The organism is Mesorhizobium sp. M0208, from assembly GCF_040322015.1.
Taxonomy (GTDB): Bacteria; Pseudomonadota; Alphaproteobacteria; order Rhizobiales; family Rhizobiaceae; genus Mesorhizobium.
In genome coordinates this window covers 172001-189299 of the sequence record NZ_JAMYSP010000007.1, presented here as the reverse complement: position 1 = coordinate 189299, position 17299 = coordinate 172001, and the positions used below count along the sequence as shown (strand labels likewise).

17 protein-coding genes are annotated in these 17299 nt (G+C 62.4%); 9 read left to right on the top strand and 8 right to left on the bottom strand.

What is annotated here, in order from left to right; translation table 11 throughout:
- Positions 1 to 20 precede the first annotated feature (20 nt).
- Positions 21 to 1043: an acyltransferase family protein gene (locus tag NKJ17_RS10360; protein ID WP_352505809.1), complete on the bottom strand. Its 1023-nt coding sequence runs from the start codon at positions 1041 to 1043 to the stop codon at positions 21 to 23.
- A 313-nt stretch (positions 1044 to 1356) separates the two neighbouring features.
- Here NKJ17_RS10360 and NKJ17_RS10355 point away from each other — a divergent pair, with 313 nt between their 5' ends.
- The 3 genes from NKJ17_RS10355 to NKJ17_RS10345 are packed head-to-tail and all read left to right on the top strand — an operon-like array spanning position 1357 to position 4441.
- A complete protein-coding gene (locus tag NKJ17_RS10355) occupies positions 1357 to 2496 on the top strand; it encodes an FIST N-terminal domain-containing protein (protein WP_352505808.1) in 1140 nt (379 codons plus the stop codon).
- A 10-nt stretch (positions 2497 to 2506) separates the two neighbouring features.
- A complete protein-coding gene (locus tag NKJ17_RS10350) occupies positions 2507 to 3847 on the top strand; it encodes an ATP-binding response regulator (RefSeq protein WP_352505807.1) in 1341 nt (446 codons plus the stop codon).
- A gap of 60 nt (positions 3848 to 3907) precedes the next feature.
- Positions 3908 to 4441, top strand: coding sequence for a hypothetical protein (locus NKJ17_RS10345; protein ID WP_352505806.1), 534 nt, complete (start codon positions 3908 to 3910; stop codon positions 4439 to 4441).
- 527 nt (positions 4442 to 4968) lie between these two features.
- Here NKJ17_RS10345 and NKJ17_RS10340 read toward each other — a convergent pair.
- Positions 4969 to 5652, bottom strand: a complete 684-nt coding sequence (locus NKJ17_RS10340) for a response regulator (protein ID WP_254818245.1) — start codon at positions 5650 to 5652, stop codon at positions 4969 to 4971.
- Positions 5653 to 5875: 223 nt separating this feature from the next.
- Here NKJ17_RS10340 and NKJ17_RS10335 point away from each other — a divergent pair, with 223 nt between their 5' ends.
- The 4 genes from NKJ17_RS10335 to NKJ17_RS10320 are packed head-to-tail and all read left to right on the top strand — an operon-like array spanning position 5876 to position 8808.
- The gene (locus tag NKJ17_RS10335) at positions 5876 to 6586 is read left to right on the top strand and encodes a fumarylacetoacetate hydrolase family protein (RefSeq protein WP_352505805.1); all 711 of its coding nucleotides are present in this window, start codon (positions 5876 to 5878) and stop codon (positions 6584 to 6586) included.
- Between the two features lie 4 nt (positions 6587 to 6590).
- Positions 6591 to 7241 (top strand): maleylacetoacetate isomerase, encoded by a 651-nt coding sequence (gene maiA / locus NKJ17_RS10330; protein ID WP_352505804.1) that lies wholly within the window; start codon positions 6591 to 6593, stop codon positions 7239 to 7241.
- Complete coding sequence (locus tag NKJ17_RS10325; RefSeq protein ID WP_352505803.1) at positions 7231 to 7707, top strand: DUF4262 domain-containing protein; 477 nt, start codon at positions 7231 to 7233, stop codon at positions 7705 to 7707. The genes maiA and NKJ17_RS10325 overlap by 11 nt, the downstream gene beginning before the upstream one ends.
- A 60-nt stretch (positions 7708 to 7767) precedes the next feature.
- Positions 7768 to 8808: a zinc-dependent alcohol dehydrogenase family protein gene (locus NKJ17_RS10320; RefSeq protein WP_352505802.1), complete on the top strand. Its 1041-nt coding sequence runs from the start codon at positions 7768 to 7770 to the stop codon at positions 8806 to 8808.
- A gap of 19 nt (positions 8809 to 8827) precedes the next feature.
- Here the strand turns inward: NKJ17_RS10320 and NKJ17_RS10315 are convergent, their stop codons facing one another.
- Positions 8828 to 9721, bottom strand: a complete 894-nt coding sequence (locus tag NKJ17_RS10315; protein WP_352505868.1) for a LysR family transcriptional regulator — start codon at positions 9719 to 9721, stop codon at positions 8828 to 8830.
- 138 nt (positions 9722 to 9859) lie between these two features.
- Here NKJ17_RS10315 and NKJ17_RS10310 point away from each other — a divergent pair, with 138 nt between their 5' ends.
- A complete protein-coding gene (locus tag NKJ17_RS10310; protein WP_502896038.1) occupies positions 9860 to 11290 on the top strand; it encodes an MFS transporter in 1431 nt (476 codons plus the stop codon).
- On the opposite strand, the gene NKJ17_RS10305 is transcribed toward NKJ17_RS10310, so the two are convergent.
- Together NKJ17_RS10305 and NKJ17_RS10300 are read right to left on the bottom strand one after the other, a co-directional pair.
- Positions 11259 to 12149 carry an alpha/beta fold hydrolase gene (locus NKJ17_RS10305; RefSeq protein ID WP_352688207.1) on the bottom strand — a complete coding sequence of 297 codons (891 nt, stop codon included), beginning with the start codon at positions 12147 to 12149 and terminating at the stop codon, positions 11259 to 11261. The genes NKJ17_RS10310 and NKJ17_RS10305 overlap by 32 nt on opposite strands.
- A 147-nt stretch (positions 12150 to 12296) precedes the next feature.
- Entirely contained in the window at positions 12297 to 13190 is an 894-nt protein-coding gene (locus tag NKJ17_RS10300; protein ID WP_352505800.1) for a DMT family transporter, read from the bottom strand.
- 104 nt (positions 13191 to 13294) lie between these two features.
- On the opposite strand from NKJ17_RS10300, the gene NKJ17_RS10295 reads away from it, so the two are divergent.
- Positions 13295 to 14698, top strand: coding sequence for an aminotransferase-like domain-containing protein (locus NKJ17_RS10295; RefSeq protein ID WP_352505799.1), 1404 nt, complete (start codon positions 13295 to 13297; stop codon positions 14696 to 14698).
- 38 nt (positions 14699 to 14736) lie between these two features.
- Here NKJ17_RS10295 and NKJ17_RS10290 read toward each other — a convergent pair whose 3' ends face one another.
- The 3 genes from NKJ17_RS10290 to NKJ17_RS10280 all read right to left on the bottom strand — a co-directional run bounded on the left by NKJ17_RS10290 (position 14737) and on the right by NKJ17_RS10280 (position 17183).
- Positions 14737 to 15234 carry a MaoC family dehydratase gene (locus NKJ17_RS10290; protein WP_352505798.1) on the bottom strand — a complete coding sequence of 166 codons (498 nt, stop codon included), beginning with the start codon at positions 15232 to 15234 and terminating at the stop codon, positions 14737 to 14739.
- A 138-nt stretch (positions 15235 to 15372) separates the two neighbouring features.
- Complete coding sequence (locus NKJ17_RS10285) at positions 15373 to 15801, bottom strand: phasin family protein (protein WP_352505797.1); 429 nt, start codon at positions 15799 to 15801, stop codon at positions 15373 to 15375.
- An 83-nt stretch (positions 15802 to 15884) separates the two neighbouring features.
- The gene (locus NKJ17_RS10280) at positions 15885 to 17183 is read right to left on the bottom strand and encodes a DUF445 domain-containing protein (RefSeq protein WP_352477666.1); all 1299 of its coding nucleotides are present in this window, start codon (positions 17181 to 17183) and stop codon (positions 15885 to 15887) included.
- Positions 17184 to 17299 lie beyond the last annotated feature (116 nt).

Genomic DNA, 17299 nt, shown 5'->3' with positions numbered 1-17299 from the left:
AACGGCGGGCGCCGTTCGCCCTACCAATTGCGGTTCAGCCAGGAGCGGGCCGGCCTTTCGATGATGTAGTAGCTGCACAGCGCGCAAGCGAACGCCGCCGCCAGCATCAGCCACGGCGAACTGCCTTGTATGTCGACGAATTGATAAAAGGGCTGCTGCCACAGATAGAGCGAATACGACCACAGCCCCAGCATCGTCATTGGCAGGGACGACAGAAACCTGGTCAGGTAGCGGCTGCTGAAGTCGAGCAAATTGACGGCGAGCGCCAGCAGCGGCACCGCGACCAGATAGTGAATGGGGGTTGGCACGGCAGCCATGAAAAGGAGCACAGCCACGACTGTGGCCGCCAGGGCAACATGCGGCCCCTTGAGCAGCGCCGGCAGCCTGTCGTCGGCCTTGAGCAGGCATAACACCGTCGACAGCAGGATCGAGGCGATGTGCACGTCAGTGCGCCAATAGGTGCCCTCGTAGCCTATTGCGAGCACCCAGTAGGAGATGGCGCCGTTCGCCATGGCCAGCAGCGACAAAGCGCCGAGCAGCATGATGACGCGGGACCGTCCCCGGACGACGACGCTGATCAGAGCCAGAATGATATACGCATGCTCTTCGACGCAGAGCGACCAGATATGGTCGAGCGCGCCGGCGCGGGTAACGAGAACTCCGGCGTAATTGTAGGTGAACGTCAGCGCCGTCAGCGCCGCCTTCCACTTGAAGGCGATGAACGTGCCGGACAAGGCGATCATCGCGACGACGACGAAAACCAGCAGTGCCGGATAGATGCGGGAGAACCGGCGCTTGAAGAATTTCTTCAGCGGATAGTATTCGACGAACAGGATCTCGGCCATCAGCCGGCCGCTGAGCACGAAGAAGAATTCGACGCCCAGGACGCCGAGATTGATGCCGGGGACGGGGAAGAAATGGCCGATCAGCACCAGCGCGATCGACAGGCCGCGCCAGCCGTCGAGATAGGCAAGCCTCGCCCTTGACGATGTGTCGGCGACAGGCCTGGCCACGACAAGACGCGTCGCGGAGATATCCGTCATGCCGGTCCCCTCTGCAAAAGGCGGGCTCAAGGCCGCATTCTCAGCTATATTGCAGTGCACTACAACTTTGTGCAAGTGCGAGATAACGACACGCCCGACGGGACGCACACCTTCCGTCCGTCAGCGGCTGCGCTGACGCCGTCAAACGGTAGAAACTTCAAATCCATCATGTTGGCTCATTGCCAAAGCGCCGCTTCAAGACAACAATGACCTCGACGCCGGCGCGCCAGACGCGCACAAAAAAAAGCGTCGGAGGAAATGGAGGAGGAAGCCGCTGGCCAAGTCACGGACGCGCTATGCATGCGGCCTCTCGGTGCTCACCACCGACGAATCCGACGCGGATGCGTTCGCCCGGGCGGTGGCAGCGGAAGCAGTGGCCATTGACGCCGGGTTTGCCCTCCTGTTTTTCTCGCAGAGACTCATAGAGGCCGTCGCCCTGTCGGAAGCGCTGAAGACCCACGCGCCGGCGCTCCACTATGCCGGTTGCTCGACGGCCGGTGAGATAACGCCCAAAGGGCTGGAGGAAGGCCAGATCCTGGCTATGCTGCTTCCCTCCGCATCGTTTTCGGCAGCCAGCACCATGGTCGAAAATCTGTCCTCATCGGGCATGGACGGGATTACCGGCGAAGTCGAGGCGCTGAGGCGGTCATTACGCGAGCGCTTCGGGCACGAGCGAGCCGACACCACTTTCGCGCTCTGCTTGATCGACGGCCTGTCTTATGCCGAAGAAGCGGTGACCTCCGCCATCCATTGGGGGCTCGACGATATTCCATTAATCGGCGGTTCGGCTGGCGATGATTTGAAATTCGAGACAACGCGGCTGATCTCGAACGGCAAAGTGACCTCCGACAGCGCCATCATCGTGCTGATCACCACGGAAATTCCTTTCCACGTGTTCAAGACCGACAATTTCGTTCCCACCGACGAGAAGCTGGTGGTGACGGCATCCGATCCCGACCACCGCATCGTGCGCGAATTCAACGCCACCATTGCCGCCGAGGAATATGCCGCCTCGGTCGGCGTCGTCGCGCAGATGCTGACGCCACTGAGTTTTGCCTCGCACCCGGTGGTGGTGAAAGTCGGCGGCGAATTTTACTGCCGTTCAATCCAGAAGATGCACGCGGACGGCTCGCTGTCGTTCTTCTGCGCCATCGACGATGGTGTCGTGCTTGCCGTCGCCCAGCCTAAGGACATGGTCGAGGCGACCCGCGCCGCTCTCAGCGACGTCAGTGAAAGGCTTGGCGGCATCGACCTGATCCTCGGTTTCGACTGCGTGCTGCGCCGGCTCGACGCGCGCAATCGGCAGGTCTATCGCGAGATTTCGGAACTCTACAAGGTCAACAACGTCCTCGGCTTCGGCACCTATGGCGAACAGTACCGTTCGATGCATCTGAACCAGACCTTCACCGGCATCGCCTTCGGTGAACGCAATGCGGCCGAAGCGGCGGAGTAGGAAATCCGGCATGCCGCTCAGGAACATCGACGACCTGGAAAGGCTGAAGAAGATCAACGCCGCGCTGATCAGCCGCGTCGAACGCTCCATGGACCAGCAAGGCAATGCCTTTTCGCTGTTCCAGACCGCCATTTCGCTTGAGAGCCGGGTGCGCAGCCGCACCGAAGAGCTGCATTCGACCTTGCGCCGGCTGGAGCAGTCGAACATCGACTTGAATGCAGCCAAGGAAAACGCCGAGCTGGCGAACCTGTCCAAGACCAGGTTCCTTGCGGCCGCCAGCCATGACGTGCTGCAGCCGCTGAACGCCGCGCATCTGTCGGTCTCGGCGCTTGCCGAAGTACAGACCAGCGAGGAAGGCAGAAACCTGGTCCGCCAGGTCGAGCGATCGCTGGAGACGATGGAGGACCTGCTCCGCACCTTGCTCGACATTTCCAAGCTCGATGCCGGCGTCGTGCAGCCCGACATCACCGATGTCAGCCTGGAGACGCTGTTTTCGTCTCTGCGCTCGGATTTTCAGCCGGTCGCGGAGATGAAGGGGCTGACGCTGAAGTTCCGGCCGGTCGATGCGCTCGTTCGTTCAGACCGAACCTTGCTGCGCCGCATCCTGCAGAACATCCTGTCCAATGCACTGCGCTATACCCGCTCGGGCGGCGTGTTGGTCGGCACCAGGCATCGCGGCGACACGATCCGCATCGACGTCGCCGATACCGGCTGCGGCATCCCCGACGACCAGCGCGAGGCGGTGTTCGAGGAATTCCATCGGGGCGTGATCCCCACGGATGCCGGGCTTGCCGCCGGCGGGCTGGGGTTGGGGCTGGCCATCGTGCGCCGCATCGCCGCGGCACTCGGCCATCCCGTCACGTTTTCGTCGAAGGTCGGACATGGCACGATTTTCCATATCGACGTTCCGGTCGGGATCGGCGACACGGCCGATCCAATCGCCGGCACCGTCGACATGGAGCGGCCGCGCGGGTACGGTCTGTTCGGCACAAGGGTGCTGCTGGTCGAGAACGACATCGAGGTGCTGCAGGCGATGACCTCCCTGCTCGAGCGCTGGCAATGCCTGGTACGTCCCGCCACCTCGACCGGTGACGCGCTCGACCTGCTTGGCGATACCGACTGGTTGCCAGATATTGTCATAGCCGACCAGCATCTCGACGGCGGCGACCTCGGCACCACCACAATCGCCGAGGTCCGTGATTATCTCGGCCGCGCCGTGCCGGCGCTGATCGTCACCGCCGACGGTTCGGAGACCGTCGCCAACGCCGCCCGCGCCGCTGGCATCGAGCTGATGCGCAAGCCGCTGAAGCCCGCGCAGCTCCGGGCGCTGCTGGCGCATCTGCTGGCTTGATCCCATCTGAGGGCATGGGCGAACTGCTTCAGGCAGTACCAAATTTTGAAAAGGCCAAGGATGCATTGGAGAATAGAAGAAAACGCCCGAGACTACTGTATTCTCGTCGACGACGGAAATACAAATGGATCCCAGGCTTTCCTCGAGATGGAGGAGGCTGGGCCTGTCGACAAAAGTAAGTTGCTTTTTCGCTTTGATGACGAGCGGCCGCTGCCTATCTCGGATTTCGTACCAAGCTCTCATCCAGGCGTCTTGTTTGCAAAGCGCGAGATATTCGAGGCGTTTGGTCCGATTGTTTCGAGAAGCAAGCACCTCTTTTATACGTCCAAGACGGATAGGGGCGACTTGAAAATATATGTACCCATGGAGGAGATAAAAGGGTTCGACTTTTCCGAGTCTATTTTCGAAACATTTGAAGACGGAGACATATACCGCATTGATCAGCTAAGGCTCGTTGATGGTTTCTCGACCGAGTTTGATATTTTTCGCCTGAATGACAACTTCGGGACGAGATTCCATATAATTGTTTCTGATAAATTCAAGTACATGTATGAGTCGCATGGAATGACGGGGCTGCGGTTTTCTGCGACATGAGCCGCTGAAGCCGGCGCGACTGCGCGGCGTGCTGGCGCATGTGCTGGCTTGACGTCTCAGAGGCGGTAGCTTTGCGCAAGGGATCAGGTGTTCCATGTATACAATGGACACGACGAACGCTCGTTATTGGATTTTCGCATATTGGTCCTTGTTCACTTTGAGGGTTTGTAGGCAGTGCAAGAATTCCAGTTGCGATACGATCATGGTCTGTGGCTCTTGGAGACGAGCAAGGACTCCTACCCTCTCAGCGAGGTGAGAGATTTTTTCCGCTTTTTCATCCTCTTAGACGAACCGTTTGAGCGAGCGTCCAATATCATCGCTCGATCGCTAATTGGAGGCAGCGGCCAGCAGTTTCCTCTTTGGAAAATTGTGGCGGCGGCGTTTTTGTCGACGTCCGAAATCAATGCTCAGAAGGCTCTGGTTGGCTGCCGTCACTCTCGAGCGAGGATCGACAATAATTACAGCCGTATTTGTCATCAATGTCATCGTCCGATCGGCCAACCAGAAGACGCGCCACCTCCGTGCGATCAAAACCCCGCCGGATCGCGAAACAGCTCGGCATTGTCCAGCTTCGAGACCTCGATCACCGCCTGGGTGCGGCTGTAGACGTTGAGCTTGCGCAGGATTTCCGAGACATGCGCCTTGACCGTGGTCTCGCCGACCTGCAGCTCGTAGGCGATCTGTTTGTTGAGCAGGCCCTGGCGCAGCATCTGCAGCACCTTGAGCTGCTGCGGCGTCAGCGTGGCCAGGCGCTGTACCATCTCGGCGCGGTCGGTGCTGTCGGCGTCGGGCGGCCGGCCCTCATAGGTCTGGGGAACATAGATCGCACCTTCCATCACCGAGCGGATGGCCGCGGCAAGATCGCTCTTGCGTGCCGATTTCGGGATGAAGCCGGCCGCGCCGTAGGACAGCGCCTCGGAAATGATCTTCGGCTCCTCATAGCCGGAGACGATGACGACCGGCAGGCGCGGATAACGCGTCCTGAGCTGCAGCAGCCCGTCAAAGCCATGCACGTCGGGCATACTGAGATCGAGCAATGCGAGGTCGAACGGCTTGGCATCCGTCAGAAGCTCGAGCGCCTCGGCAATCGAGCGCGCTTCCACCGTGTCGACCTCCGGATAGGCCATCTGCACTGCGCTGTGCAGGGCCTCGCGAAACAGCGGATGGTCGTCGATGATGAGGAACCGGGCGCGATCGTTGACTGCGGTCATTAGCTTCACTTCGGTTCGGTCTGGTCTGGTCTAGAATAGTCCGGCAACCATGGCCAGCTTATTGCCAAATAGTACATTGCCATCTTGGCTGGCTAAAGCAGAATGGACCGACGATTTCCGCGGCACCGTGCGGCAGGCCTGCTCCTCCGCCATCCAATGCCTTGCCCGTTTGCCCAAATCGGCCGAATGTGCCGGCGACAGATCCACTGAACAGAGACAGTGCATGACCGGCTTCGTCCTTCCCCTGCCCGCAACCCCGTCGGTGGCCGTCGCCGGCTCGCCGGAGCGTTTTGCGGTGCGCCGCATATTCTGCGTCGGCCGCAACTATGCCACCCATGCCCGCGAGTTCGGCAATGACGAGCGCGACCCGCCCTTCTTCTTCACCAAACCGGGCGACGCAGTGGTCGACGCGGTAGTCCGTTCGGGCGCCACGATCCCCTACCCGCCGCTGACCCAAAACCTGCATCACGAAATCGAGCTGGTCGTCGCGATCGGCAAGACCGGCTTTCGCATCCCGCGCCAGCGGGCGCTGAACCATGTCTGGGGTTACGGCGTCGGCGTCGACCTGACCCGCCGCGACCTTCAGGACGAGGCGAAAAAGGCGGCACGACCGTGGGACTGGTCGAAAGCCTTCGACCGTTCAGCGCCCTGCGGCCCGCTGGTCCCGGCGCAACAATCCGGTCATCCCGAGAAGGGCCGCATCTGGCTCGCGGTCGACGGCGAGATCAGGCAGGACGGCGACCTTGCCGAACTGATCTGGCCGGTTCCCGACATCGTCTCGATTTGCAGCGAGGCGGTAGAACTTAGGCCCGGCGACCTGATCTTCACCGGCACGCCGGCCGGCGTCGGCGCCGTTGGGCCGGGCGAAAAGATCACCGGCGGCGTCGACGGCATCGGCGAAATCGAACTGACCATCGGCCAACCGAGCCCGTGACACAATGAGCGATATCGTCCTTCACAACTACTACCGTTCCTCGACCTCTTACCGGGTGCGGATCGCGCTGGAGATGAAGGGCTTGGCCTACGAGTACGTGCCGCATCATTTGCGCCACGGCGAGCATCTGGATCCCGCCTACCTCGCGGTCAATCCGCAAGGGCTGGTGCCGGCGCTGGTCCTCAGCGATGGCACGCTGCTGACGCAATCGCTGGCGATCATCGAATATCTTGACGAGACCACCCCTGAGCCACCGCTGCTGCCCAAGGATGCGTCTGGCCGCGCCCGCGTCAGGATGCTGGCGCAGATGATCGCATGCGACATCCATCCGGTGAACAATCTGCGCGTGCTGACCTCGTTGCGCACGCTGTTCGGCGCCGGCGACCAGGATGTCGTCAACTGGTTCCGGCACTGGGTCAACGAAGGCTTCCAGCCGCTTGAAAAGATTCTGGCTTCCTCGCCCGAGACCAAGACATTCTGCCATGGCGACACGCCGGGGCTGGCCGATATCTGCCTGGTCGCACAGGTCACCAGCAATGCCCGCTTCGGCGTCGACATGACGCCCTACCCGACGATCTCGCGCATCAATGCCGCCTGCATGGCGCTGCCGGGGTTCCAGAAGGCCGCGCCGGAGAACCAGATCGATGCCGAATAGAGAAGCCAAAGATCCAGATGAAGCGAAAACGCTCGCCGACATCGAAGAATATGGCTGCCACATTCTGTATGTGCTGGAAGAAGGCGAGCATCCGCCTTTCAGCTACTCGGTTGGGATAGAGCACAATTTCAATGCTCCTGAACTGGTCGTTGTCGGGCTGAAGCCAGAGCTTTCCCAGTCTGTCATCAACCAATACTGCAGACGGGTGTGCAACGGCGAGATTTTCCGCATCGGGCAGCGATCGTCTGGTTTCATAGGCGGCTTCGACTGTCAGTTCGGCTCGGTCCATGTTGAGCACTACCCTGAACATTTCGGTTGGGACATCTGGTTCTACGACGGCCTGGGCTTCAGGGTTATGCAGCTTATCTATCCTACGACCGAAGGCATCTGGCCGTGGGATACTGAAGCGAGCGAGTGGTTTCGAAAGCGGCAACCGCTTCTCGACACGCCGCCGGCATCAAGCTAACTCCGAACAACCGCCTGACGAATGCGCCCTTGGTGAATTGAAACTTATGAAAGCCTTGTCATGAAAGCCGTCGTCTTCGAAAAATTCGGCGAGGCGCCGACGATTCAGACCGTGCCGGATCCGACGCCTTCGCCGGAAGGCGTCGTCATCAAGGTGGAGGCGACTGGCCTCTGCCGCAGCGATTGGCATGGCTGGATGGGCCACGACGACGGCATCCGGCTGCCGCATGTGCCGGGCCACGAACTGGCCGGCGTCGTGGTCTCCGCAGGCAACCAGGTGACCCGCTGGAAGGGCGGCGAGCGCGTCACCGTGCCGTTTGCCGTCGGCTGCGGCCGCTGCTTCGAATGCACGTCGGGCAACCACCAGGTCTGCGAGCACCAGTTCCAGCCCGGCTTCACCGCCTGGGGGTCGTTCGCCGAATATGTCGCCATCGACCATGCCGATACCAATCTCGTACGCTTGCCCGACGAGATGGAATTCGCCACCGCCGCCAGCCTCGGCTGCCGCTTCGTCACCTCGTTCCGCGCCATCGTCGATCAGGGCCGCGTGGCTCCCGGCGAATGGGTGGCCGTACATGGCTGCGGCGGCGTCGGCCTGTCGGCGATCATGATCGCCAGCGCCATGGGCGCCAATGTCGTCGCCATCGACCTCACCGACGAGAAGCTGGACTTTGCCAAAAAGATCGGCGCGGTGGCGACGATCAACGCGGCAAAGACGCCCAACGTGGTCAAGGCGGTCAAGCAGATCACCAATGGCGGCGCGCATATGTCGATGGACGCGCTCGGCCACCCCAGTACTTCGTTCAATTCGATCGCGAACCTGCGCCGCCGCGGGCGCCACGTGCAGGTCGGCCTGATGCTCGGCGACCATGCCAGGCCGCAGATTCCGATGGACAAGGTGATCGCATTCGAGCTCGAAATCCGCGGCAGCCACGGCATGCAGGCGTTTCGCTACCAGGCGATGATGGAGATGATCCGCACCGGCAAGCTCAAACCCGAACTCCTGGTCGGCAAGAAGATCAGCCTCGAGGAAGCGCCGGCCGCTTTGATGGCGATGGGCGGCTTCGAAGGCATCGGCATCGGCGTGGTGACCAGATTCTAGATCACGCCCCGACTCTGGATCAACGAAACGACGCGCAGACCTCCCGCACGCAGGCTCGCAGCCAGCGCTGCGCCGGATCGCCATCGAGCCGCGGATGCCAGAGCATCGAAATGGTGACCTCCTCGATATCGACCGGCAACGGGAAGCTGTACATGCCTGCGCGCGCGCCCAGCGTGTGCCGTTCGGGGACGCTGGCGATCAGATCGGAGGCGCGCGCCATGGCGAGCGTGGCCGAGAAGCTGGAAACCATGCACGCAACCGTCCGCTGGAGACCCAGCAGTTTCAAGGCCTCGTCGATCGGGCCCTTTTCGCGGCCACGCCGCGACACGCTGATGTGGCGACCGGCCGCATAACGTTCCGGGCTCACCGGGCCCTCGCTCAGTTTATGTCCCGTTCGCACCACACCGATGAAGCGGTCGCGAAACAGCGCCTGAATGCGCATTTCAGGGCTCGTCTCACTGGCAACCCCGATTTCGAGATCAATCGCCGCGTCGCGCAACGACATGTCGCTCTTGTCGGATTTCGGCGCAAAACGCAGCCGCACGCCGGGCGCATCCGCTTCGACACGGGTCACAAGACGCGGTGCGAACTCCTCGACAAAACTTTCGTTGGCGCGCAGCGTGAAGACCTTGTCGAGAGCGGAGAGGTCGAGGGGCCTGGCCGGACGCAGCAGCGCTTCCGCATCCTGCACGACGCGGCCCACTTGCTGCTGCAATTCGAGGGCGCGCGGTGTCGCAACCAGGCCACGGCCAGCCCGAACCAGCAATGGGTCGCCTGTCGCCTGGCGCAACCGCGCCAACGTCCGGCTCATCGCCGAGGGACTGAGGCGCAGCCGCCCGGCCGCGCGCGCCACACTGCCCTCGGTCAGCAGCACATCGAGGGCGACAAGCAGATTGAGATCTGGCGACGACATGGAACGACCATAGCACAGCTCGGCGTGATGTGGCGTTTTATGCATGAATAAGATGCAAATACTGCGCCTTCCGCCACATCATGCGAGGGAATAGTCTCCGACAGCTCCGATTTGGGGCTGACGGCAAAGGAGTTCACCTTGGCATCGACCGCTGAAAAGACCTGGGACAAAGTTGCCCCGGTGAGCGCACGCTCGACCCGATGGGCATTGGCAAGCCTGTCGCTTTCAACGCTGCTGTCGTCGCTCGCCACCAGCATCGCCAGCGTCGGGCTGCCATCGCTGATGCAAGCGTTCGGCGCATCGTTCCAGCTCGTGCAATGGGTCGTCCTTGCCTATCTGCTCGCCATAACCACCTTGATCGTCAGCGCCGGGCGGCTCGCCGATATATTCGGCCGCCGCCCGCTATTGCTCGGCGGCATTGCCCTGTTCACCTTCGCATCCGTGCTCTGCGGGCTTGCCCCGACGCTCTGGCTGCTGATCGCCGCACGGGCGGCACAGGGGCTCGGCGCGGCTGTCATGATGGCTCTGACGCTGGCCTTTGTCGCGGACACGGTCCCCCGGGGAAAAACCGGCAGCGCCATGGGCCTGCTCGGCGCCATGTCGGCGATCGGCACCACGCTTGGCCCCTCGCTTGGCGGATTGCTGATCGCCGGCCTCGGCTGGCGCGCGATCTTCCTCATCAATCTGCCGTTGGGGGCGCTGGCCTTCGCGCTCGCCTGGCGCGTCCTGCCGGCCGGAAAAAAGACGCCAGATCGGCGCGGTTTCGACGGGATCGGCACGGCCTTACTTGCTCTGACGCTGGCCGCCTATGCGCTCGCCATGACGCTTGGGCGCGGCAGTTTTGGTTTCCTCAATGCCGGTTTGCTGATTGCCGCCGCCGTGGCTGGCCTGCTGTTCGTCATTGCGCAGACAAGGACCGAGAACCCTTTGATTCAACCTGCGAGGTTCCGCGATCAGGCGTTGAACGCAAGCCTCGCCATGAACCTGATCGTCGCCACCGTCATGATGGCGACGCTGGTGGTCGCGCCGTTCTATCTGTCGCGTGCGCTCGGACTGGACGCAGCCATGGTCGGGCTGGTTCTGTCGACCGGCCCTCTGGTTACCGCACTGGCGGCGCTGCCGGCCGGACGCCTGGTCGATCGTTTCGGGGCGCACCGGATCACGATCGTCGGCCTGTTCGATCTCGCTATTGGTACTTTTGCTCTGTCGCGGGCGGAATTCGGTATTGCCGGCTATATCGTGCCGATCATCATCGTCTGCACCGGCTACAGCCTGTTTCAGACCTCCAACAATTCAGCCGTGATGACCGGCGTGGCACCCGACCAGCGCGGCGTCGTCTCCGGCCTTCTCAATCTGTCGCGCAATCTCGGCCTGATCACCGGTGCGTCGGTGATGGGCGCGGTGTTTGCCTTCGCATCGGCTGCCGGAAGCGAAGGAACTGGCTTGGCCATATTAGCACCTGCGGCAGCCGCACGAGGGATGCAGGTCACTTTCCAGGTGGCGACGGCCCTGGTAGTGGCGGCGCTGATCCTTTCGACTATTTCTGGTCGCCGCGGCCAGCGCGCTTAGCTGAGCCGCCGGCGACGAACTCCAGCATCAGTTCAGCAGCCTTGAGCGCATGCGTCTCCAGGAGGAAATGTCCTGCGTCGAAGACGTGAGCCTCCATCCGGGGAAGATCCACAAGCCAGGATTGAACCTCTGCAATGTCGAAGAAGGCATCGTGGCGACCCCAAAGAAGCATCGCTCGGGGCTGATGCTTCGCCAGATAATCAGCCACCTCCCCGAACCGGTCGACATATCGGCCGTAGTCGGCAATGAGCGCCTTCTGCAGATCAAGTCGTCCCGGCAGGCACATGACCCGCCAGTCTTCAATCCAACCACCTGGATCGATCTGCGCCGCGATCTCGCCGGGCAGGCCGGCGACATACTGGTCGCGGGTTCCCTCGAGGGTCAGATGGGCGGTGGCGGCCTGCTCATTCGCCGCATTCGGCGCAGCCCAGAAGTCCAATGTGTCTGCCCATTGCGGACCAAAACCGGAGCGGTGGGCATTGGCATTCTGGATAACGAGGCCTTCGACGAGTTCCGGCGCGCGCATGGCGAGATGAAGCGCTACCGGGGTTCCGAAATCATGCAGATAAAGAAACCTGCGGCCAACGTTGAGACGCGAGAGCAGCTCTTCAATCGCGCCGGCCAGCATGTCGAACGATGGCTCGGGCGGCAGATCGGACGCGCCGAAGCCCGGCAGGTCAGGCGCCACGACATAGGCGCTGCCGGAGAGCGGCGCGATCACGTCGCGAAACGTCCGCGAAGAGCTAGGAAAGCCGTGCAGCAGCACGAGCGCGGGCTTGGAAGCGTCACCAGCCGTCCGGACGGCCACCTCGCCGCCGGAGGACAAAACTATCTTCTGGACCCCAGGCACCAAAATCATCCCTTTTTCCGCCACGCCGACGTGAGGCCACCTCGCGCCTTGTGCCACTCTGGCCGACTCGGCACCTCGAGACGTCATTCCGCCAGGTCGGCAGCTCTTGGTATCAATTGGACGCGATTGTATCGAGTCAAGAGTGTGCTGGCGCACCTATTTTGCATATCTCTTGGCACCGACGACGCAAAGCACGACGGCGGCGGTGACGGCGATCATGGCGGGACTGACCTGCTCATGCAGCAGCGCTGCCGCCAGCCCAAGGCCGAAGAAAGGCTGCAGCAGTTGCAACTGCCCGACCGCGGCGATGCCGCCTTGCGCCAGGCCGCGATACCAGAACACGAAACCGATCAGCATGCTGAACAGCGAAACATAGGCCAAGCCTATCCATGCGCCCCTGCCGGCACTTTCGAGCGACGGCGGCATGGTGATGAACGTCAGCGCCAGCATGACCGGCAGCGACAGCACCAGCGCCCACGAAATCACCTGCCAACCGCCGAGTTTGCGCGACAGCGCCGCTCCCTCCGCATAGCCCAATCCGCACACGATGATGGCGGCCAGCATCAGGATGTCGCCGAGCGGCGAGACCGACAGGCCTTGCGTGACTGCAAAACCGGCAACAAGGGCGCTGCCGAGGCAGGAGAACAGCCAGAACGCCGGCTTCGGGCGATCGCCGCCTCGAACCACGCCGAAGATCGCGGTCGCCAACGGCAACAGGCCGACGAAAATGATGGAGTGAGCCGACGTGATGTGCTTGAGCGCCAGCGCCGTCAGCAGGGGAAAGCCGACCACGACGCCAAGCGCCACGATCGCCAGCGGGAACAGATCTCGCCGCTCCGGGCGCTTCTGGCGAAAGAGAAGCAGCAGCCCCAGGCCGAGGATGCCCGCCGAAGCCGCACGGGCGACCGTTACGAACACCGGATCGAAATCCATCACCGCCACGCGCGTCGCCGGCAGCGAACCGCTGAAGATCAGCACGCCGATGAACCCGTTGACCCAGCCACTTGCCGCCCAACTGCTCGCCGCCCAGCTACTCGCCGCCTTGTCCATAGATGCCCCGCTGATTTCGCCCTCTATCGGGCCGTGCGTATGGCTCCGCCAGAGACAATCAGGTACAGTTTGACAAAACTGTCATGGTGGGGCGAGCAGTACGGATGGACGAGCAGACGACAACAGATGAAGGCAGCCGGACGCTTGTCGAAAGCGTCATGGCGACGATCAGGCACAGGATCGCCTCGCGCGGCCTGACACCGGGAATGCGGCTGCCTTCGATCCGGGCTTTCGCCAAGGCCATGCAGGTTTCCAAATCCACCGTGGTCGAAGCCTATGAACGTCTTGCGGCGGAAGGCATGATCCGCTCGCGGCCAGGCTCGGGCTTCTATGCCGCCGGACCGCTGGCTCCGCTGTCGCTGGCCGAGATCGGCCCCAGGCTTGACCGTGCTGTCGACCCGCTCTGGGTCTCGCGCCAATCGCTGGAAGCCGGCGACGGCGTCCTGAAACCGGGTTGCGGCTGGTTGCCGGCGTCATGGATGCCCGAGGCCGGATTGCGTCGCGCGCTGCGGACGATGGCCCGCGCCGACGACGCAGCGCTGACCGATTACGGCACGCCGCTCGGGTTGCCGGCGTTGCGACACCTGCTGGCGCGGCGCATGGCCGAGCACGGCATCGAAGCGTCCCCGGAACAGATCATGCTGACGGCATCGGGCACTCAGGCGATCGACCTGCTGTGCCGGTTCCTGCTCGAACCGGGTGACACGGTGTTGGTTGACGATCCCTGCTATTTCAACTTCCATGCCCTGTTGCGCGCCCATCAGGCCAAGGTGATCAGCGTCCCCTACACGCGCTCGGGGCCGGACATCGAACTGTTCGCGCAGGCGCTGAACGAGCACCGGCCGCGCCTCTACATCACCAATTCGGCGCTCCATAATCCGACCGGCGCGATATTGTCCCCGGTCGTTGCCCATCGGGTGCTGAAGCTCGCCGATCAGTCGGGGCTGACGATCATCGAGGACGATATCTTCGCCGATTTCGAACACACGCCCGCCCCCAGGCTGGCGGCCTTCGACGGCCTCAGCCGGGTCATCCATATCGGAAGCTTTTCCAAGACGCTGTCGGCATCGGTGCGCTGCGGCTTCATCGCCGCTCCTCGCGACTGGATGGAAGGTTTGACCGATCTCAAGATTGCCACATCCTTTGGCAGCGGGCGACTTGCATCCGAACTGGTGCTGACGCTGCTGAAGGACGGCCTCTATCGCAAGCACGTCGATCTGCTGCGCGCGCGGCTCTCGCGCGCCATGGAAGAAACCGGCACTCGGCTCAGAGCAATCGGCATCGTGCCGTGGATAGATCAGCCGGCCGGCATGTTTTTATGGTGCAGGCTGCCGGAGGAAATAGATGCCGCGGACGTCGCCCGTCACGCTTTGTCGGCCAACGTCGTGCTTGCGCCCGGCAATGCGTTCAGCCTGTCCCTTTCGGCCAGCCGTTACATGCGCTTCAACGTCGCCCAATCGGGCGACGACCGGATTTTCAGGGCGCTTGAAGAGGCGATGTCGCGTTGATTGCGCTGCCGGAAGCCTGCTGGCCTGAGGCTGTGCCCTCAGGCCCCTGCCCGCTTGCGGCGTGCATAAAGCATGACGAGCGTCTCGGCGGTCAGCGCCGGCTTTTGCTCGCCTTCGATCTCGACTGTATTGGCGGCCTTCATCAAATACTGCCCCGGACCTTTGTCTTCCATCGACAACAGCGTGGTGCGCAGCCTGATTCGCGAGCCGACCCTGACCGGCGCCACGAAACGCACTTTGTCGAAACCGTAATTGAACGCGGCCTGCGTGTTTTCGGGCACGATGCCCATCTCGAGCGCCAGCGCGCCGATGATCGACAGGGTCAGATAGCCATGCGCGATCGTCGTTCGGAACGGGCTTTGCCGCTTCGCCCGTTCGGGATCGACATGGATCCATTGATGATCGCCAGTGCATTGGGCAAACTGGTCGATGCGGTGCTGATCGACCAACGTCCAGTCCGAAACGCCCAACTCCTGCCCGGCCATCGCCCTGAGTTGCTCGAAGGTCGGCGGCGTCCTCGGCCGTATCTGCGTCATTCCTGCTTTCCCGATCGCTTGCCTGTTCCGGACCACGACCGGCCCCCCGTGTCAATTCGCCAGTGCGATTCCAGCCCGTAATCTTCGGCCGCGAACCGCCGGTCTTCGCTGCCGGCAAGCGTGCTGCCGGGGAACAGCTTACCCCTTATGATGGCCGGCGCGGATCTCCTCCATCGCCTCCTTGATGCGGCTGCGCAGGATTTCGATCGATTCGGTGCCGGACGCCCTCGCCAGTTCGGCCATCTCGCCGGCATTCTTCAGCACGGTCTCGAAGGATTTCCTGGCGAACGCCGCCTGCTTCTGCATCATTTCCTGCGGAGTGCCGGGCGCTCGGTAGTTTTGTGCCATGTCGGTGATTTCGCGCAGTGTGTCCTGCAGCATCTCGCGTTGCCTTGACAACAGCGCCGACGCTCCGGCGGCACTCGCCCGGGCCGACTTCTCCAGCGCTTCCAGATTCCTGGCGTGGTGGGCGAGGATCGCCTCGACGTCGACATTCGGCAGCTTCAGGTCGCGGCCGAACTTGCCGAACATGTCGATGAAGGACTCAGACTCCGGTCGTTTTGCCATGCTGGTTCTCTCCCCCTGTTGCCGTGAACGCCGCCACTGCACCGAAGATAGTGCAGCGAAGCTCAGCGGTCCATTCGGACGAGTCAGCCGACGAGAAACAGCCGTTCGGCGATGTAGAGCACGAGCCCGGCGAGGCCACCGATGATCATGCCGTTGAAGCGGATATATTGCAGGTCCTTGCCGATGTTCATTTCTATAAGCCTTGTCAGTTGCGCGAGGTCCCAGCGCTTGACCTGGTCGGCGATGAACTTCGACACGCCGCTTTTCTGGCTTTCGACGAAGGAGGCCAGCGCCACGATGAAGCCCTGGTTCATGTCGGCCCTGATCTGCGCGTCGTCGGCAAGATGGCGGCCGACCTCGACGAACATGGTGGCGAGATGGTCGCGGATCATCGAATTCGGCGCCTTGGCGTCCTGTTCGATGAACAGCCGCAGGCTGTCCCACATATCGCCGGCCAACGCGCTGAGCTCCGGCCGGGCAAGGAAATCGCGCTTCAGCTTTTCGGCGCGCCTGGCATATTGTTTGGATGTCCTCAACCGCTCGACGAAGGTTTCGACGAAAAGGTCGAATTCGGCTCGCATCGGGTGGTGCGGATCGGCCCGCACCTCATCGAGCAGCGAGCCGGCCGACGCAACGATCTTCTTCAACAGATAGGCGTCGGCGCGAAACAGGTTGAACAGCGACGGCAGTTCCTCGCGGATCTTCTCGCGCATCGTCGCCAGCGCCTGCTCGTCGCTCAGGAAGCGGCCGACCACCTTGGTGAACTCGTCGAATAATTTCTGGTGGCGGCGATCGTCGGTCAGCGCCGACAGCAGCTCGGCGGCAAGCGGCGCCAGCGGTACCTTCTCGATCTGCTCCAGCATGCGGCTGGTGACGAATCCGCGCAGCCCGGATTGCTCGACCGCTGCCAGCGTCTGCGGCACCAGCCGGCCAACGAAACGCGACAAATCGGCGGCGCGGTTCGGGTCGGCCAGCCAGTCCGCGACCAGCGCCGAAAAGTCCACCTCGGCGAGCTTTTCGCGCACCGGTTCCGGCGCCAGGAAATTGACCTCGATGAAGCGGCCGAGATTGTCGGCGATGCGGTTCTGGTTTTCCGGGATGATGGCCGTATGCGGGATTGGCAGGCCAAGCGGCCGCCGAAACAGCGCCACCACCGCATACCAGTCGGCCAGCCCGCCGATCGTCGCCGCCTCGGCGAAAGCGGCGACGAAGCCCAGCCACGCATGCCGGCTCTCGAGCGATTTCGCCACCGCAAAGACCAGCACGCAAAACGCAAGTGCTGCGGCGGCAACGAACTTGGTGCGCCTGAGCGCCGAAAGCTTGGCATCGGCATCGAACCGGGCGGACGCGACAGATGCAAATGCCGGGGCTGGTCGAGACATGATGGGCCGCTCCTGATCGTGTATGCGAACTTATCTAGTGCCGCCTGCCCCGGAAAGCGCGCCGCTGGTTTCAGCGCGCGCAATCGTGCACGCAAACTTGAGGCCGAAATTCATCT